The 24,379-nt window shown below is 71.8% G+C and carries 21 protein-coding genes and 1 tRNA gene; 16 read left to right on the forward strand and 6 right to left on the reverse strand.

Translation table 11 applies throughout. The features are described 5' to 3' along the window. Positions 1 to 32 precede the first annotated feature (32 nt). The 8 genes from rsmA to BLT99_RS02355 all read left to right on the forward strand — a co-directional run bounded on the left by rsmA (position 33) and on the right by BLT99_RS02355 (position 8,665). Positions 33 to 953: a 16S rRNA (adenine(1518)-N(6)/adenine(1519)-N(6))-dimethyltransferase RsmA gene (gene rsmA, locus BLT99_RS02320; RefSeq protein WP_229724867.1), complete on the forward strand. Its 921-nt coding sequence runs from the start codon at positions 33 to 35 to the stop codon at positions 951 to 953. 154 nt (positions 954 to 1,107) lie between these two features. Further along, entirely contained in the window at positions 1,108 to 1,650 is a 543-nt protein-coding gene (locus BLT99_RS02325; RefSeq protein ID WP_092668954.1) for a DUF4287 domain-containing protein, read from the forward strand. Between the two features lie 36 nt (positions 1,651 to 1,686). Further along, positions 1,687 to 2,646, forward strand: coding sequence for a 4-(cytidine 5'-diphospho)-2-C-methyl-D-erythritol kinase (locus BLT99_RS02330; protein WP_092675466.1), 960 nt, complete (start codon positions 1,687 to 1,689; stop codon positions 2,644 to 2,646). 385 nt (positions 2,647 to 3,031) lie between these two features. Beyond that, entirely contained in the window at positions 3,032 to 3,799 is a 768-nt protein-coding gene (locus BLT99_RS02335) for a hypothetical protein (RefSeq protein WP_157674910.1), read from the forward strand. 147 nt (positions 3,800 to 3,946) lie between these two features. Next, complete coding sequence (locus BLT99_RS02340) at positions 3,947 to 5,791, forward strand: ABC-F family ATP-binding cassette domain-containing protein (protein ID WP_092668958.1); 1,845 nt, start codon at positions 3,947 to 3,949, stop codon at positions 5,789 to 5,791. Positions 5,792 to 5,985: 194 nt separating this feature from the next. Next, positions 5,986 to 6,876 (forward strand): MetQ/NlpA family ABC transporter substrate-binding protein, encoded by an 891-nt coding sequence (locus tag BLT99_RS02345; RefSeq protein ID WP_092668960.1) that lies wholly within the window; start codon positions 5,986 to 5,988, stop codon positions 6,874 to 6,876. A 101-nt stretch (positions 6,877 to 6,977) separates the two neighbouring features. Next, the gene (locus BLT99_RS02350; RefSeq protein ID WP_092668962.1) at positions 6,978 to 8,006 is read left to right on the forward strand and encodes a methionine ABC transporter ATP-binding protein; all 1,029 of its coding nucleotides are present in this window, start codon (positions 6,978 to 6,980) and stop codon (positions 8,004 to 8,006) included. Next, on the forward strand, positions 8,006 to 8,665 hold the full coding sequence (locus tag BLT99_RS02355) for a methionine ABC transporter permease (protein ID WP_092668964.1): 660 nt from the start codon (positions 8,006 to 8,008) through the stop codon (positions 8,663 to 8,665). Before BLT99_RS02350 ends, BLT99_RS02355 begins: the two co-directional genes overlap by 1 nt. A gap of 15 nt (positions 8,666 to 8,680) precedes the next feature. On the opposite strand, the gene BLT99_RS02360 is transcribed toward BLT99_RS02355, so the two are convergent. After that, positions 8,681 to 9,172, reverse strand: coding sequence for a MarR family winged helix-turn-helix transcriptional regulator (locus tag BLT99_RS02360; protein ID WP_092668966.1), 492 nt, complete (start codon positions 9,170 to 9,172; stop codon positions 8,681 to 8,683). 86 nt (positions 9,173 to 9,258) lie between these two features. On the opposite strand from BLT99_RS02360, the gene BLT99_RS02365 reads away from it, so the two are divergent. From BLT99_RS02365 to BLT99_RS02385, 5 genes are all read left to right on the forward strand, one after another. After that, a complete protein-coding gene (locus tag BLT99_RS02365; protein ID WP_157674911.1) occupies positions 9,259 to 9,768 on the forward strand; it encodes a flavodoxin domain-containing protein in 510 nt (169 codons plus the stop codon). A gap of 119 nt (positions 9,769 to 9,887) precedes the next feature. Continuing rightward, a tRNA-Gln gene (locus BLT99_RS02370) sits at positions 9,888 to 9,959 on the forward strand. A 1-nt stretch (position 9,960) separates the two neighbouring features. Beyond that, on the forward strand, positions 9,961 to 11,439 hold the full coding sequence (gene glmU / locus BLT99_RS02375) for a bifunctional UDP-N-acetylglucosamine diphosphorylase/glucosamine-1-phosphate N-acetyltransferase GlmU (RefSeq protein ID WP_092668970.1): 1,479 nt from the start codon (positions 9,961 to 9,963) through the stop codon (positions 11,437 to 11,439). Between the two features lie 28 nt (positions 11,440 to 11,467). Continuing rightward, on the forward strand, positions 11,468 to 12,445 hold the full coding sequence (locus BLT99_RS02380) for a ribose-phosphate diphosphokinase (RefSeq protein WP_092668972.1): 978 nt from the start codon (positions 11,468 to 11,470) through the stop codon (positions 12,443 to 12,445). 2 nt (positions 12,446 to 12,447) lie between these two features. Continuing rightward, the gene (locus tag BLT99_RS02385; RefSeq protein WP_092668974.1) at positions 12,448 to 14,181 is read left to right on the forward strand and encodes a long-chain-fatty-acid--CoA ligase; all 1,734 of its coding nucleotides are present in this window, start codon (positions 12,448 to 12,450) and stop codon (positions 14,179 to 14,181) included. Here BLT99_RS02385 and BLT99_RS02390 read toward each other — a convergent pair. From BLT99_RS02390 to BLT99_RS02400, 3 genes are all read right to left on the reverse strand, one after another. Then, positions 14,178 to 14,528, reverse strand: a complete 351-nt coding sequence (locus BLT99_RS02390) for a hypothetical protein (protein ID WP_092668976.1) — start codon at positions 14,526 to 14,528, stop codon at positions 14,178 to 14,180. The genes BLT99_RS02385 and BLT99_RS02390 overlap by 4 nt on opposite strands. 150 nt (positions 14,529 to 14,678) lie before the next feature. Then, a complete protein-coding gene (gndA, locus tag BLT99_RS02395) occupies positions 14,679 to 16,148 on the reverse strand; it encodes an NADP-dependent phosphogluconate dehydrogenase (protein ID WP_092668978.1) in 1,470 nt (489 codons plus the stop codon). A 125-nt stretch (positions 16,149 to 16,273) separates the two neighbouring features. After that, a complete protein-coding gene (locus BLT99_RS02400; protein ID WP_092668980.1) occupies positions 16,274 to 16,996 on the reverse strand; it encodes a FadR/GntR family transcriptional regulator in 723 nt (240 codons plus the stop codon). 230 nt (positions 16,997 to 17,226) lie between these two features. Between BLT99_RS02400 and BLT99_RS02405 the strand changes: the two genes are divergently transcribed. Together BLT99_RS02405 and pth are read left to right on the forward strand one after the other, a co-directional pair. Then, positions 17,227 to 17,865, forward strand: a complete 639-nt coding sequence (locus tag BLT99_RS02405; protein ID WP_172802952.1) for a 50S ribosomal protein L25/general stress protein Ctc — start codon at positions 17,227 to 17,229, stop codon at positions 17,863 to 17,865. A 113-nt stretch (positions 17,866 to 17,978) separates the two neighbouring features. Further along, positions 17,979 to 18,608 (forward strand): aminoacyl-tRNA hydrolase, encoded by a 630-nt coding sequence (gene pth / locus BLT99_RS02410; protein ID WP_229724865.1) that lies wholly within the window; start codon positions 17,979 to 17,981, stop codon positions 18,606 to 18,608. Between the two features lie 19 nt (positions 18,609 to 18,627). Here the strand turns inward: pth and BLT99_RS18295 are convergent, their stop codons facing one another. After that, positions 18,628 to 19,344, reverse strand: a complete 717-nt coding sequence (locus BLT99_RS18295) for an RNase H family protein (RefSeq protein ID WP_092668982.1) — start codon at positions 19,342 to 19,344, stop codon at positions 18,628 to 18,630. Between the two features lie 91 nt (positions 19,345 to 19,435). On the opposite strand from BLT99_RS18295, the gene mfd reads away from it, so the two are divergent. Then, positions 19,436 to 23,125: a transcription-repair coupling factor gene (gene mfd / locus BLT99_RS02420; protein ID WP_092668984.1), complete on the forward strand. Its 3,690-nt coding sequence runs from the start codon at positions 19,436 to 19,438 to the stop codon at positions 23,123 to 23,125. A gap of 44 nt (positions 23,126 to 23,169) precedes the next feature. Here mfd and nhaA read toward each other — a convergent pair whose 3' ends face one another. Continuing rightward, positions 23,170 to 24,369, reverse strand: coding sequence for a Na+/H+ antiporter NhaA (gene nhaA / locus BLT99_RS02425; protein WP_092668986.1), 1,200 nt, complete (start codon positions 24,367 to 24,369; stop codon positions 23,170 to 23,172). Positions 24,370 to 24,379 lie beyond the last annotated feature (10 nt).

Here is a 24,379-nt window from a genome sequence, read left to right on the forward strand (position 1 = left end):
CGGACGATCGAGACCGTGCGGGGGAAGCGGACGTGAACGCGCATCGGCACGAGGCCGACGGCGCCGACCGCACGCCGCGCCTGCTCGGACCCGCCGAGATCCGCGACCTGGCCGACGTGCTCGGCGTCTCGCCGACCAAGAAGCTCGGCCAGAACTTCGTGCACGACGGCAACACCGTGCGGCGCATCGTCCAGGCCGCGGGCGTCGAGCGCGGCGAGACCGTGCTCGAGATCGGGCCCGGGCTCGGCTCGCTCACGCTCGGCCTGCTCGAAGCGGGCGCCGACGTGATCGCGGTCGAGATCGACCGCCGGCTCGCCGAGCAGCTGCCCCACACCGTTTCGGTCATGCAACCCGGCACCAGGCTCACGGTCGTGCACGACGACGCGCTGCGCGTCACCGAACTGCCGGGCGAACCCGTGCGGCTCGTCGCGAACCTGCCGTACAACGTCTCGGTCCCGGTGCTCCTGCACCTGCTCGAGCGGTTCCCGTCGCTGCGCTCGGGCATCGTCATGGTGCAGGCCGAGGTCGGCCACCGGCTCGCGGCCGAGCCCGGGTCCAAGGTGTACGGCGCGCCGAGCGCGAAGGCGGCCTGGTACGGCCGATGGCGCCTCGCGGGCCAGGTCTCGCGCATGGTGTTCTGGCCCGTGCCGAACGTCGACTCGGTCCTCGTCGGATTCGAGCGCGGCGAGGCGCCGGGCGACCCGTCCGGCACCGAGGACGAGCGAGTGGCGGTGTTCGAGCTCGTGGACGCCGCGTTCCAGCAGCGGCGCAAGATGCTGCGCCAGTCCCTCTCGGGGCGCCTCGGCGGTTCCGCCGCCGCGGCGAGCGACGTGCTGCAGCGCGCGGGTGTCGACCCGCAGGCGCGCGGCGAGCAGCTCTCCGTCGACGACTTCCTGCGGATCGCGCGCTCCGCGGCATCCGGCGCCGACGAGTCGGCAGGGTCGACCGCGTAGGCGCGTCGGGCCGCGCCGTGCCGGCGTCGCGCGACGCCCCGGCCCGCGCGCGCCGACCCGTGCGCGCCGGCCGGCCGCCCGGGCGCATACCGTCGCCCGCGGTCGCGTGGCGACCCCTTGCGACCGCGCCCCGGTGCGGGAGTACCGTGGCGGCATGAGCGAGGGCAGCATCGGATCCTCCCGCGACGGCGTCGGCGACCAGTCGGTGCGCGAAGCCACGGGGCGCACGCACGACGAGTGGTTCGCGATGCTTGACGACGCGGGAGCGGCGGAGTGGCGGCACGCCGAGATCGCCGCGTGGCTCGCCGGCGACCAGGGCGTGGACGCCTGGTGGTCGCAGCACGTGACGGTCGCGTACGAGCAGGCGCGCGGCCTCCGCGATCCCGGGCAGCGCGAGGACGGCCGGTTCGAGGCGAGCGTGTCGCGCACGGTGTCGCTCGAACCCGTCGCCGCGCTCGAGGCGCTGGCCGACGTCGTGACCGCCGGGACCGGGGTCGAGGCGCTCTCGCGCAACACCGGCGCGCGCCATCCCACCGCCCGCTTCCACCTCGACGGCGGTGAGTTCGTGCTCGCCGGTTCGAGCCCGCGTGGCGAGGGGCGTTCCTCGATCTCGCTCACCTGGGGCCGGATGCCCGACGGTTCGCGCGTCGCCGAGATCAAGGCCACGTTGCGCGAGTGGCTCGCGCGCGTCGGCTGACGCGTCGCCCCTCGGCCATGGCCTAGCGTGGACCGCATGACGATGCCGGCGACCGACGAGGCGGTGCACGTCCGGGCGCCGGGCAAGATCAACGTCTTCATGCGCGTCGGCGCGCTCGACGCCGACGGGTACCACGATGTCGCCACCGCCTACCAGGCGGTGTCGCTCTACGAGGACGTGCGCGCGTGGCCCGACGACCAGTTCTCGGTCTCGTTCGCGGGCACCATCGACACGGCCCTGCTGCCGACGGATGCCTCGAACCTCGCGATCCGCGCGGCGAAGCTGCTCGCCCGGCACGCGGGGGTCCCCGGCGGCGTCCGGCTCGAGATCGAGAAGCACGTGCCGATCGCGGGCGGCATGGGGGGCGGGTCGGCGGATGCCGCGGGCACCCTCGTCGCGTGCGACGCCCTCTGGGGGACCGCCCTCCCCAAGGAGGAGCTGCACGCGCTCGCCGCGTCTCTCGGGGCCGACGTGCCGTTCTCGCTCTCGGGCGGCACGGCGATCGGCACCGGCCGCGGCGACCGGCTGAGCCCCGCGCTCGCCACCGGGTCGTTCCACTGGGTGCTCGCCGTCGCCGAGTTCGGGCTCTCCACGCCCGCCGTGTACCGCGAACTCGACCGCCGGCGCGACGCGGGACTCGAGCCGTCATGGCGCGACCACGCGCACGGCGCGGCCGTCGGGCTCGACTCGCCCACGGTCGACGCGGCGGTGCTCCAGGCGCTGCGCGCGGGCGACGCCCGCCGCCTGGCCCCCGCGCTGCACAACGACCTGCAGTCCGCCGCGCTGGCGCTCGCGCCCGGCCTCGGCGGGATCCTCGAGCTCGGCACCGAGAACGGCGCGCTCGCCGGGCTGGTCTCCGGATCGGGCCCGACGGTCGCGTTCCTCGTCGACGACGCCGACTCGGCCATCGAGCTGCAGGTCGCCCTCTCGGCGGCGCGCCTCACCGCGGTGCGCGTGCACGGCCCCGTCCACGGCGCGCGCGTCCTCACCCACTGAATCTCTCTTCGCTCTCCCCTCTCCCTCCCTCCACCACCCGCGCCGCGAGTGCATGACGCACCAGGCGGCGAGAGTATGCCGAACGTCGCCGAAACCGTTCCGATCCCGACGTTCGGCATACTCTCGGCCGGGGCTGAGGCGTGGATGTGGAGAACTGCGGGCTGCGAAACGGCTCTGGCGGCAGGGTGGGGGCGTGCGACATCCTCGAGCACTGCCGCCCGACCTCCTTTCGCGGCCGGCATTCACCGTGCAGCGCGCCGGACTCGTCGGCGTCCACCCCAGCCGCCTCTCCGCGCCCGACTTGAGGCGCCCGTTCCACGGCATTCGACAGCACGCGAGCATCGCGGAAGACGCGCGCTCGCGGGCGATGGCGTATGCGGTCGGGATGCCCGCCCGACAGGTCTTCTCGCATGTCACGGCCGCACTGCTCTGGGGAATGCCGCTTCCACATCACCTCGAGCGGGACCAGCGGATCCACGTCGGAGTGCCGAGCGGGTCGACGCGATCGCTCGCCGCAGGAGTGGTCGGCCACGTGATCCAGCCCGAGCGGCTCGGGGTGACCTCGCTCGCAGGCGTACGGGTGAGTTCACCGGCTGATACATGGTGCCAGCTCGGATCTCTTCTCGGAGAGGACGATCTCGTGGCCGTCGCCGACTTCCTGATCACGGGCGGCGAGCCGAGCGGCCGACATCCGGCGCTGTGCAGTCGGACGGAATTGGAGGCCGCGCTGAAGCGGCACAAAGGATGTCGCGGTGCGACGCGGCTCCGCGGCGCACTCGAGCTCGTCAGGTACGGCTCGCTGTCGCGCCGCGAGACGCTCATGCGCTTGGATCTGGGGCGCGCGGGATTGCCCGAGCCGTCACCGAACCACTCGGTCGCGGACGCACTGGGCGCGTTCGTCGCCATGATCGACCTCGCATTTCCGGAGTACCGCGTGGGCATCGAATACCAGAGCGATCTCCACCGCGGTCCCGAGCGCTTCAAAGCGGACGTGCGGCGACTCGAACGACTCCTGGACGAGGGGTGGCTCATCGTGCAGGCGACGTCGGAGGACGTCAGTGCAGACGGACGGCTCCGCGACTCCGCCGCCTTCGCAGCGCGCGTCGCGCGCCGCCTGGAGAGCCGCGGCTGGCACCCGATCGCACTGCCGTGACACCGTGCCATCCTCAGGGAGCGTCGAGAGTATGCCGAACCACGTTGAACGGTCGCCATTCGCGACGATCGGCATACTCTCGACGGTAGACGGAGGTGCGGGCCGGTGGGGGAGCCGCCGGCGGCGGGGAAGTAGGGTGGGCAGGACATGGCACACCTCCTGGGCGCCGAGCGCCTGCACCTCGAGTTCCCCACGCGCGTCGTCTTCGACGAGGTCACGCTCGGCATCGACGAGGGCGACCGCATCGGCATCGTGGGCCGCAACGGCGACGGCAAGTCGACGCTCATGAAGCTGCTGGCGGGCCGGCTCGAACCCGATGGCGGGCGGGTCACGGTGCGCCGCGGCATCCGGATCGGCATGCTCGACCAGGCCGACGCGCTCGACCCGGCGACGACCGTCGCCGACGCCGTGGTCGGCGGCATCGAGGAGCACGTGTGGGCGGGCGACGCCAAGGTGCGCGACGTGATCGCGGGCCTGCTGGCGGATGTGCCGTGGCAGGGGCGCGTGGGCGACCTCTCGGGTGGGCAGCGACGGCGCGTGGGGCTCGCGGCGCTGCTGGTGGGCGACTGGGACGTGCTGTTCCTCGACGAGCCGACGAACCACCTCGACGTCGAGGGCATCGCGTGGCTCGCACGGCACGTGAAGGGCCGCTGGGCGGCGAGCGACGGCGCGCTCGTCGTCGTCACGCACGACCGCTGGTTCCTCGACGAGGTGTGCACGGCCACCTGGGAGGTGCACGACCGTGTGGTCGAGCCCTTCGAGGGCGGATACGCCGCTTACGTGCTGCAGCGCGTCGAGCGCGACCGGATGGCCGCGGCATCCGAGGCCAAGCGCCAGAACCTCATGCGCAAGGAGCTCGCGTGGCTCCGCCGCGGCGCACCGGCGCGCACGAGCAAGCCGAAGTTCCGCATCGAGGCGGCCAACCAGCTCATCGAGAACGAGCCCCCCGTGCGCAATCCGGTCGAGCTGAACCGCCTCGCGGTGTCGCGGCTCGGGAAGGACGTGGTCGACCTGCTCGACGTCTCGGTCGAGTACCCCATGCCGGATGTCGCGCCCGGCGGACCGGCGATGCGCACCGTGCTGCACGAACTCGAGTGGCGCATCGCGCCGGGGGAGCGCACGGGCATCCTCGGCGTCAACGGCGCGGGCAAGTCGACGCTGCTCAAGCTCGTGACGGGCGAGGTGCAGCCCACGACCGGGCGCGTCAAGCGCGGCAAGACCGTCAAGATCGCGGTGCTCAGCCAAGAGCTCGCCGAGCTCGCGGAATGGACGGACGAACGCGTGAGCGCGGTGGTCGCGGCGCAGCGCACGAGTTACACGATCGGCTCGGGCTCGAAGGCGGTCGAGCTCACGCCCGGGCAGCTGCTCGAGCGGCTCGGGTTCACGAACCAGCAGCTCGCGACGCCCGTGCGCGACCTCTCCGGCGGGCAGAAGCGCCGGCTGCAACTCCTGCTGATCCTGTTGCAGGAGCCGAACGTGCTGATCCTCGACGAGCCCACGAACGACCTCGACACCGACATGCTGGCCGCCATCGAGGACCTCCTCGACGCGTGGCCGGGCACGCTGCTCGTGGTGAGCCACGACCGGTACCTCGTCGAACGCGTCACCGACCGCCAGGTCGCAATCCTCGACGGACACCTGCGCGACCTCCCGCGCGGCGTCGACCAGTATCTCGAGCTGCGCCGGCAGCAGGCCGCGGATGTCGAAGCGCGCCCAGCCCCGCCGACGGCGACCCGATCGCCTGGCCCGGCGGCTCCCGCACAGCTCGCGGGCGCCGACCGGCGCGCCGCCGAGAAGGAGATCGCCTCGATCGACCGGCGCCTCGAGAAGCTGCAGGCGCAGATCGCCGCGCAGCACGAGCGGCTCGCGCGGCACGACCAGTCCGACTACGTCGGACTCGGCGTGCTCGGCGACGAACTGGCGGAGCTCGAGGGTGCGGTGGCCGACCTCGAGACGCGCTGGCTCGAAGTTTCCGAGCAGTTGGAAGGGTGACGCCGAAGGATCTGTGACGCCCGATGACCATGTGGTCAATAGGGCGCAGGAACTTCACCTAGCGTGGAAGTGCGCCCGCGATCGCGGCATCGACGCCCCCACCGCATCCTCGGATGGCGGAGCCATGCCGTCTCCACCATGCCCACACCAGGGCAGCCGATCGCGCGCGCCCACGTGAAAGGAACCGCACCGCCATGCCCAGCACCCGCACCAAGATCCTCGCCGCGCTCGCCGCCGCCCCGCTCGTCATCGGCCTCTCGGCCTGCGCCTCGGGCGCCGGCGCCGACGGCGGCGACGACGTCGTCCGCATCGGCGTCGTCGGCAAGTCCGACCCGCAGTGGCCCGCCTTCGAGGAGGCCGCCGCCGAGGCCGGCATCGAGATCGAGCTCGTCGACTTCGCCGACTACGCGCAGCCGAACCCTGCGCTCACCGAGGGCGAGCTCGACCTCAACCAGTTCCAGCACATCGTCTACCTGGCCGACTACAACGTCTCGGCCGACGAGGACCTCACGCCGATCGGCTCGACGCAGATCTACCCGCTGGGCCTGTACTCCACGAAGTACGAGTCGGTCGATGACATCGAGGAGGGCGAGACCGTCGCGATCCCCGACGACCCCTCGAACCTCGCGCGCGCGCTGCTCGTGCTGCAGTCGGCCGGCCTGATCGAGCTCGAGGACGGCGGCTCGATCTTCTCGACCGTCGCCGACATCGACGAGGCGAAGTCCAAGGTGAAGGTGACGCCGCTCGAGGCGTCGCTGACCGCGACGAGCCTGCCGGATGTCGCGGCCGCCGTCATCAACAACGACTTCGTCGAGGACGCCGGCCTCTCCTTCGAGGACGCGATCGCGAAGGACGACCCGACCGACCCGAACGCGCTGCCGTACGTGAACATCTTCGCCGCGCGCGCCGACGACGCCGACGACGAGACCTACCTGAAGCTGGTCGAGATCTTCCAGACCGACCCCGAGGTGCAGGCCGGCCTCGACGAGGCGTCGGCGGGCACGGGCGTCTCGGTCGAGATCCCCGTCGCCGACCTCGAGGCGTCGCTCGCCGACGTCGAGGACGACACGCGGGCCCAGGGCTGAACCACCCGGCCCGGACCCGACCCACGAATCGACCGCACGCGAGCGGGCGGGGGCGCCACGAACGGCCCCGCCCGCTCGGGCGTGCGCGGAGGAGGAATCCCATGGCGCTCGTGACCCTCGAGCACGTCTCCAAGTCCTACCCGGCCGCCGACCGGCGCGCCGACGTCGTGACCGCCGTCGACGACGTGTCGCTCGAGATCGAAGCCGGCGACGTGTACGGCATCATCGGGTACTCCGGTGCCGGGAAGTCCACGCTCGTGCGGCTCGTCAACGCGCTCGAGCCTGCGACGAGCGGGTCGATCCGCATCGACGGCCGCGAGATCACCGGCCTGCGCGAGCGGGAGTTGCGCGGCATCCGCCTCGGCATCGGGATGATCTTCCAGCAATTCAACCTGTTCGACGCGAAGACCGTTCGCGCCAACGTCGCGTACCCCCTCAAGGTCGCGGGCTGGAAGTCGGCCGACATCCGGGCGCGCGTCGACGAACTGCTCGAGTTCGTCGGCCTGACCGACAAGGCCGGCGCCCACCCCGACCAGCTCTCGGGCGGCCAGAAGCAGCGCGTGGGCATCGCGCGGGCGCTCGCGACGCGCCCGCGCATCCTCCTCGCCGACGAGGCCACGAGCGCGCTCGACCCCGAGACGACGCACGAGGTGCTCGCGCTCCTCAAGCGCGTCAACGAGGAGCAGGGCGTCACGATCATCGTCATCACGCACGAGATGGACGTGATCCAATCGATCGCGACCAAGGTTGCGGTCATGGACGGCGGCCGGGTGATCGAGCACGGCGACGTGTTCGACGTCTTCTCGAGCCCGAGCCATCCGTCGTCGCAGAAGTTCGTCGGCACGGTCATCAAGGGCGTGCCCTCGCCGGCCGAGCTCGCCGTGCTGCGCGAGCGCCACGAGGGACGCATCGTCACGTGCTCGTTCCGCGACGGCGATGCGTCGCAGGCACAGGTCTTCCTCGACCTGGCCGCGGCCGGGCTCGAGTTCGAGCTGGTCTACGGCGGCATCAACGACATCCGCGGCCGCGCGTTCGGCCACCTCACCCTGGCGATCCGGGGCGCGGATGCCGCGATCGACCGGGCCATCGCCGCGATCTCGCGGCACGCCGACGTGACGGAGGCGCCCTGATGGAGAAGCTCATCGAACTGGCCCCCGAGTTCTGGACCGCGGCGGCCGAGACCTTCTACATGGTGGCGCTCACCATGCTGTTCGGCGGCGCGGGCGGATTCCTGCTGGGTGTCGGGCTCTACGTCACGCGTCGGGGCGGGCTGCTGCCGAACGCGGCAGTGAACAACGTGCTCAACGTCGTCATCAACTTCTTCCGGCCCATCCCGTTCATCATCTTCATCGCCGCGGTGCAGCCGGTCACGCGAGCCGTCATCGGCACGGGCATCGGCACGGATGCCGCGATCTTCGCCCTCTCGCTCGCCGCGTCGTTCGCCATCGGCCGCATCGTCGAGCAGAACCTCATCACCGTGCGTCCGGGCGTGATCGAGGCGGCGCGCTCGATGGGCGCGGGGCCGTGGCGCATCCTCGGCACCGTCGTCGTGCCCGAAGCGCTCGGCCCGCTGATCCTCGGCTACACGTTCATCGTCATCGCGGTGATCGACATGTCGGCCATGGCGGGCCTGATCGGCGGCGGCGGCCTCGGCTACTTCGCGCAGCTGTACGGCTACCGGCAATTCGAGCCGGTCGTCACGTGGGCCGCGGTGCTGCTCATCGTGGTGTTCGTGCAGGTCGTGCAATACCTGGGCAACTGGCTGGCGCGACGGGTGCTGCGCCGGTAGCGGACGGGCTCCGCGTCAGGCGAATCCGAGCGACAGCTTGCGCAGCAGCGCGGCCAGGCGGCGCTGCTCCGCCGCCGGCAGGCCCGCGAGCAGCTCGGCCTCGGCGTCGACGAGCCGCGTGATCGCCGCGTCGACGCGCGTCAGGCCGCCCGGCGTCATCTCGACGAGGATGCCGCGGCCGTCGTGCGGGTCGGTCTGGCGCGTCACGAGCCCGCGGGAGACGAGCCGATCGATCCGGTTGGTCATGGTGCCGCTCGAGACGAGCGTCTGCGCGAGCAGCGCCTTCGGCGGGAGGCGGTAGGGAGCGCCCGCGCGGCGCAGCGCCGAGAGCACGTCGAACTCCCACGACTCCAGCTCGGACCGCTCGAACGCCTGCTTGCGCGCGCGATCGAGCAGCTTGGCGAGCCGCCCGACGCGTGAGAACACCTGCAGCGGCGCGAAGTCGAGGTCTGGTCGCTCGCGCTCCCAGTCGTCGACGATCCGGTCCACTTCGTCGCTGTCGGTCACCCGCCCATTGTGGCAGGAGGGCCGCCAGGGGCCCGGAGGGACGAAGGTCCTCGCCGCGCCCGGCGCCCGGTGCGACCGTGGGCCGCATGGCCAAGGTCCTCGTCGCATACGCGACCAAGCACCATTCCACCGCCGAGATCGCCCAGGCGGTGGCCGAGGAACTGCGTGCGCGGGGGCACGACGCCGAGGCCGTCGAGGCGGGCTCCGCCACCGCCGAGGGGTACGACGCGGTCGTGCTCGGCAGCGCGACCTACATGGGCCGGTGGCGTCGCGAGGCGCGCCACTTCCTGTCGCACGAACGCGACCGGCTGGCCCGCATTCCGTTCTGGGTGTTCAGCTCGGGACCGGTCGGCGAGCCGAAGGACGACGCATCGCCCGAGGACGACAAGTGGCTGGAGCCGCGCAAGGTCATCGCCCAGGCCGAGGACGCCGGAGTGCGCGAGCACGTGGTGTTCGGCGGCCGGCTGCCGGAGGAACCCAGCGGCTACATCGAGAAGGGCATGGTCAGCGGCACGCCCGAGGAGTTCCGCGACCGTCGCGACTGGGACGAGATCCGCGCCTGGGCCGACCGGATCGCCGACGAGCTCACCGGGTGAGCGACACGGGGCGACCCTGCATCGGGCGTCCCGGACCTCCGCCGTCCGTGCACGCCCGGGCGGCCATGGCAGACTTGACGGCGGCGCCTGCAGGCCCCGTCGCCTGCGCCAGCGCGCGGTCCGCCATGGTGTAACGGCAGCACGACAGCCTTTGGAGCTGTGAGGACCAGGTTCGAATCCTGGTGGCGGAGCATGGACAACAACCTCGCGATCATCGTGCTCGCCGCGGGCCAGGGCACGCGCATGAAGTCGGCCACGCCCAAGATCCTGCACCCGCTCGCCGGCGCGCCCATCATCGCGCACGTGCTCGCCACGGCGCGTGCGCTCGACGCGGCGCACGTCGTCGCCGTCGTGCGTCACGAGCGCGACCTCGTCGCGCAGGCGATCGAGAGCGAGCTGCCCGGCACGGTCATCGTCGACCAGGACGAGATCCCCGGCACGGGCCGTGCCGTCGAGCAGGCCGTCGACGCGCTGCCGGCCGACTTCGCGGGCGACGTGCTCGTGCTGAACGGCGACGTGCCGCTGCTGAACGCCTCGACGCTCAGCGAGCTGCTCGAGCGCCACCGCGCCGACGGGCTCGCGGCATCCGTGCTCTCGGCGCGCTACGACGACCCCAGCGGGTACGGCCGCATCGTCCGTGCCGCCGACGGCGCGTTCGACCGCATCGTCGAGCAGAAGGACGCCACCGAGGACGAGCTCGCGATCGACGAGGTCAACGCGGGCGTGTACGCCTTCGGCGCGAACGCGCTGCGCGACCAGCTCGCCAACCTCACGACCGAGAATGCCCAGGGCGAGAAGTACCTGACCGACGTCATCGAGCACCTCCGCGCCGCCGGGTCCGAGGTGAAGGCCCGTCCGGTGTCGAAGTCGTGGCTCGTGGCGGGGATCAACGACCGTGCACAGCTCTCGGAGACCGCCGCGCGGCTGAACGCGCTCATCGTGCGCGGCTGGCAGCTCAACGGCGTCACGATCGAGGACCCCGCGACGACCTGGATCGACCTCGCCGTCCGAATCGAGCCCGATGTCACCATCCGGCCCGGCACGCAGCTGAAGGGCGCGACGGCGATCGCGACCGGGGCGGTCGTCGGCCCCGACACGACGCTCGTCGACTGCGAGATCGGCGCGAACGCCGAGGTCAAGCGCACCGACGGCACGCTCGCCGTGATCGGTCCTGGCGCGTCGGTCGGCCCGTTCGCCTACCTCCGGCCCGGCACGGTGCTCGACGCCGCGGGCAAGATCGGCACGTTCGTCGAGACCAAGAACGCGCACATCGGCGAGGGCAGCAAGGTGCCGCACCTCTCGTACGTCGGAGACACCGAGATCGGCGTCGGCTCGAACATCGGCGCGGGATCGATCACCGCGAACTACGACGGCGTGAACAAGCACCGCACGACGATCGGCTCGCACGTGCGCACGGGCTCGCACGGCGTGTTCGTCGCGCCCGTTACGATTGGGGACGGCGCCTACACGGGGGCCGGCACGGTCGTCCGCAAGGACGTCCCGGCCGGTGCGCTGGCCGTGAACGTCGCGCCGCAGCGCAACCTCGACGGCTGGGTGCTCACGCATCGCGAAGGCACGAAGGCGGCCGAGGCGGCCGAGGCGGCGAAGACGGCCGAGACATCCGCCGAGGCGGAGGGCGACCGGCAGGGCGACGAGCAGGGCCAGGACTAGGGCGACTCCGGTGGGAAGGACAGCACACATGTCGGGAATCGAGACCACCGGATCGAAGCGCCTCGTGCTCGTCTCCGGGCGCGCGCATCCGGAGCTCGCCGAGCAGATCGCAGTCGAGCTCGGCACCGAGCTCATGCCCACCGACGCGCGCACCTTCGCGAACGGCGAGCTGTACGCGCGCTACGACGAGAGCGTTCGCGGCACCGACGCGTTCGTGATCCAGTCGCACGCGGCGCCGATCAACGAATGGCTCATGGAGCAGCTGATCATGGTCGACGCCCTCAAGCGCGCCTCGGCCAAGCGCATCACCGTCGTCTCGCCGTTCTACCCCTACGCGCGCCAGGACAAGAAGGGTCGTGGCCGCGAGCCGATCTCCGCCCGCCTGGTCGCCGATCTCTACAAGGCCGCCGGCGCCGACCGCATCATGTCGGTCGACCTCCATGCGGCGCAGATCCAGGGCTTCTTCGACGGCCCGGTCGACCACCTCTTCGCGATGCCGGTGCTGCTCGAGCACTTCCGCGCACTGCTCGACCCGCAGACCCTCACCGTCGTCTCGCCCGACATGGGCCGCGTGCGCGTCGCCGACATCTGGTCCGACAAGCTCGGCGCGCCGCTCGCCATCATCCACAAGCGCCGCGACCCGCTCGTGCCCAACCAGGTCTCGGTGCACGAGATCGTCGGCGACGTCGAGGGCCGCGTCTGCCTGCTCGTCGACGACCTCATCGACACGGGCCGCACGATCGCCAAGGCGGCCGAGGCGCTGAAGAAGAACGGCGCGATCGGCGTCGTCGTCGCCGCGACCCACGCGGTGTTCTCCAATCCGGCGGTCGAGATCCTGCAGTCCGACGCGATCGACCGCGTCGTCGTGACCGACACGCTCCCGATCCCTGCCGAGAAGCGCTGGGACCGCCTGACCGTGCTGCCCATCGCCCCGCTGCTCGCGCGCGCCATCCACGAGGTCTTCGACGACGGCTCGGTGACGAGCATGTTCGACGGGGCGGCCTGAGCATGTCGGATGCCGCGGCGCGACCCTGGCTCGCCAGCTACGCTCCCGGCGTACCGCACGAGCTCCCCGCGCCGAGCGGCTCGCTCGTCGACCTGATCGAGGCGTCCGCCGAGGCCTACCCCGACCGGCCCGCGCTGGAGTTCTTCGGGCGCGTCACGACCTACGCCGAACTGCTCGAGCAGGTCGAGCGCGCGGCCGAGGGCCTGCGCCTCATGGGAGTGCAGCAGGGCGACCCGGTGGGCATCGTGCTGCCGAACTGCCCGCAGCACGTGGTCGCGTTCTACGCGGTGCTCCGACTCGGCGCGATCGTCGTCGAGCACAATCCGCTCTACACGCCGCGCGAGCTGCGGCACCAGTTCGAGGACCACGGCGCCCGGGTGGTCATCGCGTGGGACAAGGTCGTGGCGTCCATCCAGGACTTCCCCGACGACCTCGCGATGCGCCACGTCATCTCGGTCGACCTGACGCGCGCCATGCCGTTCACGACCCGCGCCGCCCTCCGCCTGCCGATCGCGAAGGCGCGCGAGGCCCGCGCCGCGCTCACCACTCGCGTCGATGGCGCCGTGCCGTGGCACGAACTCGTCGCCTCCGACCGCATCGCCCGGCACATCCACGGCCCCGACGTCGGCGACGTGGCGCTCATCCAGTACACGAGCGGCACGACCGGCAGCCCGAAGGGCGCGACCCTCACGCACGCGAACCTGCTCGCGAACGCCGCACAGGCGCGCGCCTGGGTGCCCGACATCGAGCGCGGCACGTCGGTGGTCTACGCCGTGCTGCCGATGTTCCACGCGTACGGCCTGACGCTGTGCCTCACGTTCGCGATGAGCATGGGGGCGCGGCTCGTGCTGTTCCCGCGCTTCGACCCCGAGATGGTGCTGAAGGTCGCGCGCAAGCGGCCGCCGACGTTCCTGCCGGCGGTGCCGCCCATCTACGAGCGCCTGGCGAAGGCGGCCGTCGACGAGGGCGTCTCGCTCCGCGGCATCCCGATCGCGATCTCGGGGGCGATGCCGCTGTCGGCCGACGTCGTCGAGCCGTGGGAGGCGCTGACCGGCGGCTACCTCGTCGAAGGCTACGGCCTGTCGGAGTGCTCGCCGGTGCTCATGGCCAACCCGGTGGCGCCCACCCGCAAGGCCGGCACGGTCGGCCTGCCGCTGCCCGGCACCGAGGTTCGCGTGGTCGATCCCGACCAGCCCACGCGCGACGTGCCGGCCGGCGAACGCGGCGAGCTCGTCGTTCGCGGTCCGCAGGTGTTCCAGGGGTACTGGCACAAGCCCGAGGAGACCGCCGCGGTGTTCGTCGAGGACCCCGCGGGCGGTGCGCCGTGGTTCCGCACGGGCGACATCGTCACGATCGACGACGGCGGGTTCGTCCGCATCGTCGACCGCATCAAGGAGCTGATCATCACGGGCGGCTTCAACGTCGCGCCGAGCGAGGTCGAGGATGCGATCCGGCACCACCCCGACGTCGAGGACTGCGCCGTGGTCGGGCTCCCCGACGACCGCTCCGGCGAGCAGGTCGTCGTCGCGGTGGTCCTGCGCGCGGGCGCCTCGCTCGACGCCGAGTCGATCCGATCGCTGGCTCGCGAGCGCCTGACGCCGTACAAGGTGCCGCGGCGCGTGGTCCAGGTCGACGACCTGCCGCGCTCGCTCATCGGCAAGGTCATCCGCCGTCAGGTCAAGGAGCAGCTGCTCTCCGGCGAGGCGGGAGCGGACGCCGGCTCGACCTCGTCCTAGGTCTCGCGGCCCGGCTCGACGAGCCGCGGCGCACCGGGCATGAGCCCGAGGTTTCCGAGCAGCATGCCCCGGTCGCCGGCGCCCACCTCGGCGTAGCAGAGCCAGCCCGGCCCGCCCTCGGCGAGGAGATCGAGGACGACCCGCGACGATGCGGTCGAGTGGTAGGCGGTCGCGTAGACCGCGCACGCGCGCTCGGCCGCCGAGCGCGCCACGCCATACGCCGAGAGCACGAGCGGGAGCAGCATTCCGGCGAGCGCGACCAGCACGACGACCCGCAGTACGCGGCGACGTCGGTCGGTGCGTACCGGCCGGTCGTCGTCGTCGAATTCGGGATGCCAATCGCTCATCCGCTCTCCTTCCCGACGACTCGACGAGCACCGGGACGTTCCCCGTCGGCTCGCGCGACCGCGGCGGCCGCAGCGGCCGACGGCAGTGGCCGGCGCGGTGACGTGATGGTCAGGATAACCCCGGTCGCCGGAACCGCCGCCGCCACGACCTCAGTGCGAGGAGGGCGTCGTCTCGATCTCCGAGCGGTCGCCCGACCAGAGCGTGTGGAACACGCCCGGCTTGTCGACCCGCTTGTAGGTGTGCGCGCCGAAGAAGTCGCGCTGGCCCTGCACGAGCGCCGCGGGCAGGCGATCGGCCCGCAGGCCGTCGTAGTACGCGAGCGAAGACGAGAACGCCGGGGTCGGGATGCCGGCGCCCGCCGCGACCTGCACGACGCGCCGCCAGCTGTCCTGCGCGCCCGCGACCGCGTCGCGGAAGTACGGGGCGGTCACGAGGGCGACCAGTCCCGGGTCGGCGTCGTAGGCCTCGGCGATGCGGTTGAGGAACCGGGCACGGATGATGCAGCCCGCCCGCCAGATCTTGGCGATGTCGCCCTTCTTGATGTCCCAGCCGAACTGCTCGGCGCCCGCGACGATCTCGTCGAAGCCCTGCGAGTAGGCGATGATCTTCGACGCGTACAGCGCGCGGCGGACGTCCTCGACGAACGCGTCGGAGTCATCAGGGGCGACGGTCCACTTCGACGAGGGGCCGGGCAGGTCAGCGGCGGCGTCGCGCTGGGCGCGCTTCGACGACAGGCTGCGGGCGAACACGGCCTCGGCGATGCCGGACTCGGGCACGCCGAGCTCGAGCGCGTTCTGCACGGTCCACGCGCCGGTGCCCTTGGCGCCGGCCTCGTCGAGGATGACGTCGACGAGCGGCTGCCCGGTCGCGGCATCCACCTGGCGCAGCACCTCGGCCGTGATCTCGATGAGGTAGCTCTCGAGTTCGCCGGTGTTCCACTCGGCGAAGACGTCGGCGATCTCGGCGGGCGACTTGCCGGTGCCCTGGCGGATGAGGTCGTAGGCCTCCGCGATGAGCTGCATGTCGGCGTACTCGATGCCGTTGTGCACCATCTTGACGAAGTGGCCGGCGCCGTCGGTGCCGACGTGCGTCACGCACGGCTCGCCCTCGGCCACCGCGGCGATCGACGCCAGGATCGGGCCGAGCGTCTCGTACGACTCCGCCGAGCCGCCGGGCATGATCGACGGGCCGTGCAGCGCGCCCTCCTCGCCGCCCGAGATGCCCGCGCCCACGAAGTGGATGCCGGTCGGTGCGATCTCGGCCTCGCGGCGGATGGTGTCGTGGAAGTTCGCGTTGCCGCCGTCGACGATGATGTCGCCCGGCTCGAAGCGCTTGACGAGCTCGGAGATGACCGCGTCGGTGCCCTTGCCGGCCTGCACCATGATGATCGCCGTGCGGGGCTTGGCGAGCGTGGCGACGAACTCGTCGTAGCCCTCGGACGCGACGAAGCCGGCCTCGGGGTGCTCGGTGGTGAGCGTGCGCGTGCGCTCGGGCGAGCGGTTGAACACGGCGACGGTGTTGCCCTCGCGGCTGGCGAGGTTGCGGGCCAGGTTCGAGCCCATCACGGCGAGTCCGACGACTCCGATGTTGGCGCTGGCGGGTGTGGTGCTCTCGGGCATGCTCGTGCTCCTGCGTCGGTGCGGTTTCCGGCACCACGCTAGCAGTCGGGTGCCACTGGAGAATCAGACGTCAATCAGTATGACATCGATTAAATATGATTTGAAATCGGATGGCGCGACCGCCCTCATGCCGTGGCCGCGTCCGCGCGCGGCACGTCGCGCCACGTGCGCTCGACGTCGTCGGCGGTGCGCCCGAGCACGCGCTGCATCGCCTCGCGGGCGGCGTCGGGACGACCCGCGAGGATCGCGTCGGCCACGTCGACGTGCCACTGCATCGCATCCTCGTTCGGATGGGTCGGCATGAGCCCGCTCGACGTGCGCCCGCGCAGCACCTCGCCGACCGCATCGCCGAGCGCCGCGAACATCTCGTTGCCCGACGCACGCAGCACCATCCGGTGGAAGTCGACGTCGAGCTCGAGGAATGCGTCGGCGTCGCCCGCGCGCCCCGCCGTGCGCATGGATGCGGCGATGCCCATGAGCTCGCCGGCGAGGGCAGGCGGGGCGAACCGTGCCGCGAGCTCGGCCGCCACCGGCTCGATCGCCGTCCGCAGCTCGGTGAGCGAACGGAGCTGCGCGCCGTTCTGCGCCGACTCGAGTCGCCACCGGATGACCGACGGGTCGAACAGGTTCCACGAGCGCATCGGCAGCACGCGGATGCCGACCCGCTTCACGGTCTCGACGAGGCCGAGCGACTGGGCGACGCGCACGGCCTCGCGGACGACCGACCGCGAGACGCGCAGGTCGTCCTCGAGCGCGTCGGTCCTGAGCACCGCGCCCGGCGCGAGCTCGCCCGACACGATGCGCGTGCCCAGGTGCTCGACGGCCAGGTCGTGCAGACGGGAGCTCATGCGTCGAGGATATCGGCGGCGTCTCCGCGGCGAGGCGGCCGGCCGCGGCATCCGGTAGACTGGGCGATTGAACTTCGGCGAGGGATGCCGCCGAAGGCCGGGTCAGCCCGGTCGCGGCATCCGTGATCGACGCGGTGGAAGCGAGCTTGACGGCTGTTCCTCACGCGCATGCGTTCGAGTTGAAGACAGACACCCACTCTGGGCCCGAGAGCCCGCAAGGAGCAATCATCATGGACGAAGACAACAAGGTCGTCGCCGAAGCGCGCGAGACGTTCGGCAAGGGCGCGGCGCGCAAGATCCGTGCCGCCGGCAAGATCCCCGCCGTGCTGTACGGCCACGGCACCGACCCCCGCCACCTCACGCTGCCGGGTCACCAGATCCTGCTGCTGGTCCGCAAGGCCAACGCCGTGCTCGAGCTCCAGATCGGCAGCAAGACCGAGCTCGCGCTGGTGAAGGACGTCCAGAAGGACCCGGTGCACCAGATCATCGAGCACCTCGACCTCATCGTCGTCAAGCGCGGCGAGAAGGTCCAGGTCGAGGTCCCGGTGCACGTCGAGGGCGAGCCCGAGTCCGGCACCATCGCCGACCTCGACGCGACCACCCTGTCGCTCGAGGTCGAGGCGACCCACATCCCCGAGAACGTCGTCGTCAGCGTCGAGGGCCTCGAGGACGGCACCAAGCTCTTCGCGAGCGACGTCGAGCTGCCCAAGGGCGCCACGCTGCTCAGCGACCCCGAGACGCTCGTCATCAACGTGCACGTGCCGCAGAAGGTCGACCTGGGCGAGGAGGCCGAGGCCGCCGAGGGCGAAGAGGCCGCCGAGGGCGCCGAGGAGGCCGAGGAGGCCGCTTCGGAGGAGTCGGCCGAGTAGCCGACCGCGCTCCGTCGCCACCGTCGCGAGGGCTCGCGGCGCCGCATCCGGGTACGCTCGGATCGCGGGGCCGCGGGCCCTTCGCCGTTCCCACCCACCAGCCCGGAGGCATCGTGAACCTGCTCGACCGCCTCCTGCACCGCCGGAAGGACGAGGTCGTGTCCGACAACACCTGGCTCGTGGTCGGCCTCGGCAACCCCGGCGCCCAGTACGCCGGCAACCGGCACAACGTCGGCCAGATGGTCGCCGACGAGCTCGCCGCGCGCATCGGCGCGGCCTTCAAGAGCCACAAGACGCCCTCGCGCGTCGCCGAGGGGTTCCTCGGCCCGGGTCGGCCCAAGCTCGTGATCGCGAAGCCGAACGGGTACATGAACACCTCCGGCGGCCCCGTCTCGGCGCTGCTCAAGTTCTACTCCCTGAGCGTCGACCGGCTCATCGTCGTGCACGACGAGCTCGACATCCCCTTCGACACCGTGCGGCTCAAGCGCGGCGGCGGACACGGCGGGCACAACGGCCTGCGCGACATCCAGAAGGCGACGGCATCGCCCGACTTCACTCGCGTGCGGGTCGGCATCGGCCGGCCACCCGGCCGCATGGACGCCGCGGACTTCGTGCTGCGCGACTTCGCCGGACCCGAGCGCGCAGCACTGCCCAACCTGCTGTCGGATGCGGCGGACGCCGTCGAAGCGGTCGTCGAGGACGGCCTCGTCGCCGCGCAGCAGCGGTTCCACTCGCCGGCCTGACGACGGAGCCGAGCGCGGGTCAGATCAGGCCGCGGAGGAACTCCTCGGGCGAGGTGCCGGCCGCGCGGGCGCGCTCGACGAGCCGAGTGTGCTCCTCGGTCGTGAGTTCGAGGGCGAGCGTGGTCCAGTCGGCCGTCGGGTCGTCGAAGTCGAAGAGCGCCGCGTCGCCGAGGTCGAGAGCGGCCGCGTCGGCGTCGTGAGGGGAGACCTGGTCGACCTCGGCGTCGACGTCGGCCGGCGCCGGTGAGACGAGTGCGTCGACCGCGGGCTCGCACGCGCCGCTCCACCCGGGCCCGGCCGGGATGTCGCCGCCCCGCTGGTATGCGGTCGCCACCGCGCGCGCCCGCTCGTCGGCCGCCTCGTTCATGGGATGCCCCGCATGGCCGCGCACCCACTCGAAGCGGTAGCGGCGACCGCGAAGCGCCTCGTCGAGCGACTGCATGAGCTCGAGGTTGAGCACGGGGGAGCCGTCGGCCTTGCGCCAGCCCTTGCGCTTCCAGTTCGGCATCCACTTCGTGAGGGCGTTGATGACGTACTGGCTGTCGCACTGGACGAGCAGTTCCTCGTCGAGGTGCGCCGTGGCGCGGAACAGCTCGAGCACGGCCGTGAGCTCGCCCTGGTTGTTGGTGCCGCGCGGCCAGCCGCCCGCAGCCCAGCAGGCGTCGTCGACGTACCAGGCCCAGCCGGCGGGCCCAGGATTGCCGAGCGCGGAACCGTCTGCGGCGGCGATGATCATGCGGGTCCTTCCGTTCGGGGCGGGCGGCGACCATGCTATCGGCGGCGACCCTCCTCGGCGGCGTGTCAGGGGCCGCGCGTAGACTGCTCCGGTGATCCTGCAGGGCTTGAACACGGCGCTTTCGCGCGCCTCCACGATCGACCGAGCCCTCGCCGAGGCCGAGCGCAACGCCGACTTCTCGGCCCCCGCGGGGCTCGATGCGCCGCTCATCGCCGCCCTGCTCGAGCGCCGCGCCGCCGCGGGCCACCCGCCCGCCCTCTTCGTCGTGACGGCGACCAGCCGCGAGGGCGAGGCCCTGCGCGCGTCGCTCGAGCCGTACCTCGACGGCGCCGAGCTCCTCGAGTTCCCCGCGTGGGAGACGCTGCCGCACGAGCGGCTGAGCCCCAGCGCCGAGACGGTGGGCCGACGCCTGCACGCCCTGCGGCGCCTGCGGGCGTGGGCGGGCGAGGGGGCGCGCCATCCGCTCGTCGTCGTCGCCTCGGTGCGGGCGGCCCTGCAGCCCGTCGCCGACAACCTCGGCGACCTCGAGCCGATCGAGCTCGTCGCGGGCGGTCGCGGGTACGACCTGCCCGAGATCGCCGAGCGCCTCGTCGACCTCGCGTACGCGCGCGTCGACATGGTGGCGCGCCGAGGCGAGTTCGCGATGCGCGGCGGAATCCTCGACGTCTTCCCGCCGACCGCCGACCATCCCGTGCGCGTCGACTTCTTCGGAGACGAGGTCGAAGAGGTGCGGGCGTTCTCGGTGGCCGACCAGCGTTCGCTGCCCGACCGCGTCGAGCGCGTCGCCCTGGCGCCCAGTCGCGAGCTGCTGCTGACCGAGCCCGTGCGGCAGCGAGCGCGCGAGATGGTGCACGAGTTCCCCAACCTCTCGGGCATGCTCGAGAAGATCGCCGAGGGCATCCCGGTCGAGGGCATGGAGTCGCTCGCCCCGGCCCTGCTCGAGCGGCTCGTACCGGTCACCACCTACCTCCCGCCCGGGGCGGCCGTCGCCGTGGTCGCGCCCGAGCGCGTCGCGTCGCGCGCCGTCAACCTCGCCGAGACGAACCGCGAATTCCTCGCCGCGGCGTGGAACGCCGCCACCGCCGGCGCTGCCGCGCCCATCGACCTCGAGGCCGGCGACTTCCTGACGCTGCGCGAACTCCGCGCTTCCGCGCTGCTCACCGCACCCGGCGAGCCCGACCCGCAGCGCGCGTGGTGGACCTTCTCGAGCTTCGACCAGGGCGACGCCGCCGAGGAGATCGGCGAGACCGCGGGCGACGCCGACGGCGCGTACGTCCGCATCGCGGCGTCGGCCGTGCCGAGCTTCCAGGGCAACGTCGAGGGGGCCGTCGCGCACGTCGGCGAGCGCCTTCGCGACGGGTGGAGCCTCGTGGTCGCGGCCGCCGGACACGGGCTCGTCGAGCGCGCCCGCGACGTGCTCGCCGAGCACGGGCTCGCGGGCCGCCTCGTCGACGCCGTGCCTGCCGAGCTCGAACCGGGCGTCGCCTACCTCGTCCAGGCGCAGGCCGCCGCCGGCTTCGAGGTGCCCGAGGCCAAGCTCGGGTTGCTCGCCGAGGCCGAGTTCTACGGCCGTTCGGCCGGCTACGACACCCGGCAGGTGAAGAAGCTCGCGAGCCGGCGGCGGAACGTCGTCGACCCGCTGCAGCTGAAGCCCGGCGACCACGTCGTGCATTCCACGCACGGCATCGGCCGCTTCGTCGAACTCGTGCAGCGCGAGGTGGCGACCGGTACGCGCCCGACCGGCCCGAGCCGCACGGCGGGCATCAAGCAGGCGCCGACCGCGGTCCGCGAGTACGTGGTGCTCGAGTACGCGCCGTCGAAGCGCGGCCAGGCGGGAGACCGGCTCTACGTGCCGATGGACCAACTCGACCTGCTGTCGCGCTACGTCGGCGGCGAGGCGCCGAGCCTGTCGAAGATGGGCGGAAGCGACTGGGCTCAGGCCAAGAGCCGAGCGCGCAAGGCGGTGCGCGACATCGCCGTCGAGCTCGTCAAGCTCTACTCGGCGCGCATGGCCGCGAAGGGCCATGCCTTCGGCCCCGACACCCCATGGCAGCACGAGCTCGAGGAGGCGTTCCCCTACGCCGAGACGCCCGACCAGCTGCAGACCATCGACGAGGTCAAGGCCGACATGCAGCGGCCCATCCCCATGGATCGCCTGCTCGCCGGCGACGTCGGATTCGGCAAGACCGAGGTGGCCGTGCGCGCGGCGTTCAAGGCCATCCAAGACGGCAAGCAGGTCGCGATGCTCGTCCCGACGACCCTGCTCGTCAAGCAGCACCTCGAGACCTTCTCCGAGCGATTCGCCGGATTCCCCGTGCACGTGCGCGCGCTCAGCCGGTTCCAAACCGACAAGGAGGTGCGCGAGACGGTGGCAGGCCTGGCCGACGGCACGGTCGACATGGTCATCGGCACGCATCGCATCCTCACCGAGAAGGTGTCGTTCAAAGACCTCGGGCTCCTCATCGTCGACGAGGAGCAGCGATTCGGCGTCGAGCACAAGGACCAGCTGAAGAAGCTGAAGACCAACGTCGACATCCTCGCGATGAGCGCGACGCCGATCCCGCGCACCCTCGAGATGGCCGTCACCGGCATCCGCGAGATGTCGACGCTCGCGACGCCGCCCGAGGACCGTCACCCGATCCTCACGTTCGTCGGACCGTACTCCGAGCAGCAGGTCGGCGCCGCCATCCGCCGCGAGATGCTCCGCGAGGGCCAGGTGTTCTTCGTGCACAACCGCGTCTCGTCGATCAACCGGGTCGCGGCGCAGCTCGCCGAGCTCGTGCCCGAGGCGCGCATCGCGGTCGCGCACGGCCAGCTCAACGAGCACGTGCTCGAGCAGATCGTGGTCGACTTCTGGGAGCGCAAGTTCGACGTGCTCGTCTCGACGACCATCATCGAGACCGGACTCGACATCTCGAACGCGAACACGATCATCATCGACCGCGCCGACAAGTACGGCCTCTCGCAGCTGCACCAGCTGCGCGGCCGCGTCGGCCGCGGCCGCGAGCGGGCGTACGCGTACTTCCTCTACGACCCCGCCAAGCCGCTCAGCGAGACGGCGCACGACCGGCTCGAGACGATCGCGGCCAACAACGAGCTCGGCAGCGGCATGCAGGTCGCCCTCAAGGACCTCGAGATCCGCGGTGCGGGCAACCTGCTCGGGGCCGAGCAGGCCGGCCACATCGCCGGCGTCGGGTTCGACCTGTACCTGCGGATGATCGGCGAGGCCGTCAACGCGTTCCGAGGCGAGGTCGCCGAGGGCCAGACCGAGCTCCGGCTCGAGCTGCCCGTCGACGCGCACATCCCCGAGGAGTACGTCGACTCCGAGCGCCTCCGGCTCGAGGCGTACCAGAAGCTGTCGGCCGCGAGCGGCCCAGCGGCGAAGGACGGCCAGATCGACCTCGTCGTCGAGGAGCTCGTCGACCGTTACGGCGAGCCTCCCGAAGCCGTCGAGCACCTCGTCGCGATCTCGCGCCTGCGTCGGAGGGCGCAGCTCGCCGGGCTCTCCGACGTCATCGCGACCGGGTCGAAGCTGCGCATCGCCCCCGCCAGGCTGCCCGACTCCCGTCGTGTGCGGCTCGAGCGCATGTATCCGGGCGCAAAGCTGTTCCCGCAGAACGACGTCATCCTCGTGCCGTTCCCCACGCCCGGCGGCGAGGCGCCCGGCGACGCCGACCTCATCGAATGGGTGTCGAACCTGATCGGCGTCATCTTCCCGGCCGAGCCGGCGGCCGCCGAAGGCGCCGGAGCGGGAGCGGGCGCGGCGGCCACCGCGGGATGAGCCGCCGCGGCGACGGTCCGACTCGTCGCCCTCGGCGACCCAGGTCAGTGCGAGAACGGTCCGCCCTGCCCGGCGTGCTCCCCCAGGCGACGGTAGTGCCTCGACCGTGCGGTCACGACGACGGCCGACAGCAGGATGGCGACGGCTGACCCCAGCAGGACCGCGAGGGTTCCCTCGTCCCGCACCCCCGGATCGGCGGGGAAGGCGAGCTCGTTCATGAGGAGCGAGACGGTGAAGCCGATCCCGCCGAGTGCCCCGACGACCCCCAGGTCGGCGAAGGTCAGGTGCGTTCCCGCCCGGCGTCGCGTCACGAAAACACCCAGCAGTCCGGCGAGGACGATCCCCACCAGCTTCCCGACGGGAAGGCCGACCAGGATGCCCCAGAACGCCGCATTCAGCTCGGCCGGCGACACCTGGGGTACCACGACCATGGCCGCCGAGAACGCGAAGAGCGGCAGGATGACGCCGTTCGACCAGGGCTCGAGCGCGTGCGCCGCGCGGCCGGCCGGACGCCGCGACATGGCCAGGCCGAGCGCCACCCCCGCGATGGTCGCGTGCACGCCCGAGCGGTAGACGAAGTACCACGCGAGCACGGCGAGGACGATCAGCACGAGGACGATCGGCCACTGCGCTCGCCGCGAGAGGATCCACGCCGAGCGCGGCCTCATGATTCGGCTGACGGCACCGAACAGGGCGATGGTCACGATCGCCAGCCCGAGGTACGACGGCTCGGCGTTGTCGGTGAAGAAGAACGCGATGATGAGGATCGCGATGAGGTCGTCGAGCACCGCGAGCGCGAGCAGGAACACCCGGATGCGGGTCGGGATCCACCGGCCGAACACCGCGAGCACGCCGAGCGCGAACGCGATGTCGGTCGCGGTCGGGATGGGCCATCCGTCGACCGTGTCGCCGCCCACCGTGAAGGCCACGTAGATCGCCCCGGGCACGACGACGCCACCGACCGCCGCGATCGCCGGGAGCAGCGCCTTCGACAGGGAGTTGAGCTCGCCGATGACGAGTTCGCGCTTGAGCTCGACCGCCACGATGAAGAAGAAGATCGCCAGCAGGCCGTCGGTGATCCAGTGCCCGGCCGACAGGTCCACGCGCGCCCACGGGATCTCGAGGTGCGCATCCTTCACGCCGATGACGGACTCGCCGAACGGCAGGTTCGCGATCACGAGGCCGAGCACGGCGGCGATCAGCAGCAGCACGGCGGCCAGACGCTCGGAGCGGAGGATTCTCATGGGGCTCCCG

The sequence above is a fragment of the Agromyces flavus genome (assembly GCF_900104685.1).
Classification (GTDB): domain Bacteria; phylum Actinomycetota; class Actinomycetes; order Actinomycetales; family Microbacteriaceae; genus Agromyces; species Agromyces flavus.

What these genes read in the sequence shown, in the direction of transcription:
- BLT99_RS02325 (WP_092668954.1), top strand. Translation starts at nt 1,108, where the DNA reads ATGAGCGAGGGCAGCATCGGATCCTCCCGCGACGGCGTCGGCGACCAG.
- BLT99_RS02330 (WP_092675466.1), top strand. Translation starts at nt 1,687, where the DNA reads ATGACGATGCCGGCGACCGACGAGGCGGTGCACGTCCGGGCGCCGGGC.
- BLT99_RS02335 (WP_157674910.1), top strand. Translation starts at nt 3,032, where the DNA reads ATGCCCGCCCGACAGGTCTTCTCGCATGTCACGGCCGCACTGCTCTGG.
- BLT99_RS02340 (WP_092668958.1), top strand. Translation starts at nt 3,947, where the DNA reads ATGGCACACCTCCTGGGCGCCGAGCGCCTGCACCTCGAGTTCCCCACG.
- BLT99_RS02345 (WP_092668960.1), top strand. Translation starts at nt 5,986, where the DNA reads ATGCCCAGCACCCGCACCAAGATCCTCGCCGCGCTCGCCGCCGCCCCG.
- BLT99_RS02350 (WP_092668962.1), top strand. Translation starts at nt 6,978, where the DNA reads ATGGCGCTCGTGACCCTCGAGCACGTCTCCAAGTCCTACCCGGCCGCC.
- BLT99_RS02355 (WP_092668964.1), top strand. Translation starts at nt 8,006, where the DNA reads ATGGAGAAGCTCATCGAACTGGCCCCCGAGTTCTGGACCGCGGCGGCC.
- BLT99_RS02365 (WP_157674911.1), top strand. Translation starts at nt 9,259, where the DNA reads ATGGCCAAGGTCCTCGTCGCATACGCGACCAAGCACCATTCCACCGCC.
- glmU (WP_092668970.1), top strand. Translation starts at nt 9,961, where the DNA reads ATGGACAACAACCTCGCGATCATCGTGCTCGCCGCGGGCCAGGGCACG.
- BLT99_RS02380 (WP_092668972.1), top strand. Translation starts at nt 11,468, where the DNA reads ATGTCGGGAATCGAGACCACCGGATCGAAGCGCCTCGTGCTCGTCTCC.
- BLT99_RS02385 (WP_092668974.1), top strand. Translation starts at nt 12,448, where the DNA reads ATGTCGGATGCCGCGGCGCGACCCTGGCTCGCCAGCTACGCTCCCGGC.
- BLT99_RS02390 (WP_092668976.1), bottom strand. Translation starts at nt 14,528, where the DNA reads ATGAGCGATTGGCATCCCGAATTCGACGACGACGACCGGCCGGTACGC.
- gndA (WP_092668978.1), bottom strand. Translation starts at nt 16,148, where the DNA reads ATGCCCGAGAGCACCACACCCGCCAGCGCCAACATCGGAGTCGTCGGA.
- BLT99_RS02400 (WP_092668980.1), bottom strand. Translation starts at nt 16,996, where the DNA reads ATGAGCTCCCGTCTGCACGACCTGGCCGTCGAGCACCTGGGCACGCGC.
- BLT99_RS02405 (WP_172802952.1), top strand. Translation starts at nt 17,227, where the DNA reads ATGGACGAAGACAACAAGGTCGTCGCCGAAGCGCGCGAGACGTTCGGC.
- BLT99_RS18295 (WP_092668982.1), bottom strand. Translation starts at nt 19,344, where the DNA reads ATGATCATCGCCGCCGCAGACGGTTCCGCGCTCGGCAATCCTGGGCCC.
- nhaA (WP_092668986.1), bottom strand. Translation starts at nt 24,369, where the DNA reads ATGAGAATCCTCCGCTCCGAGCGTCTGGCCGCCGTGCTGCTGCTGATC.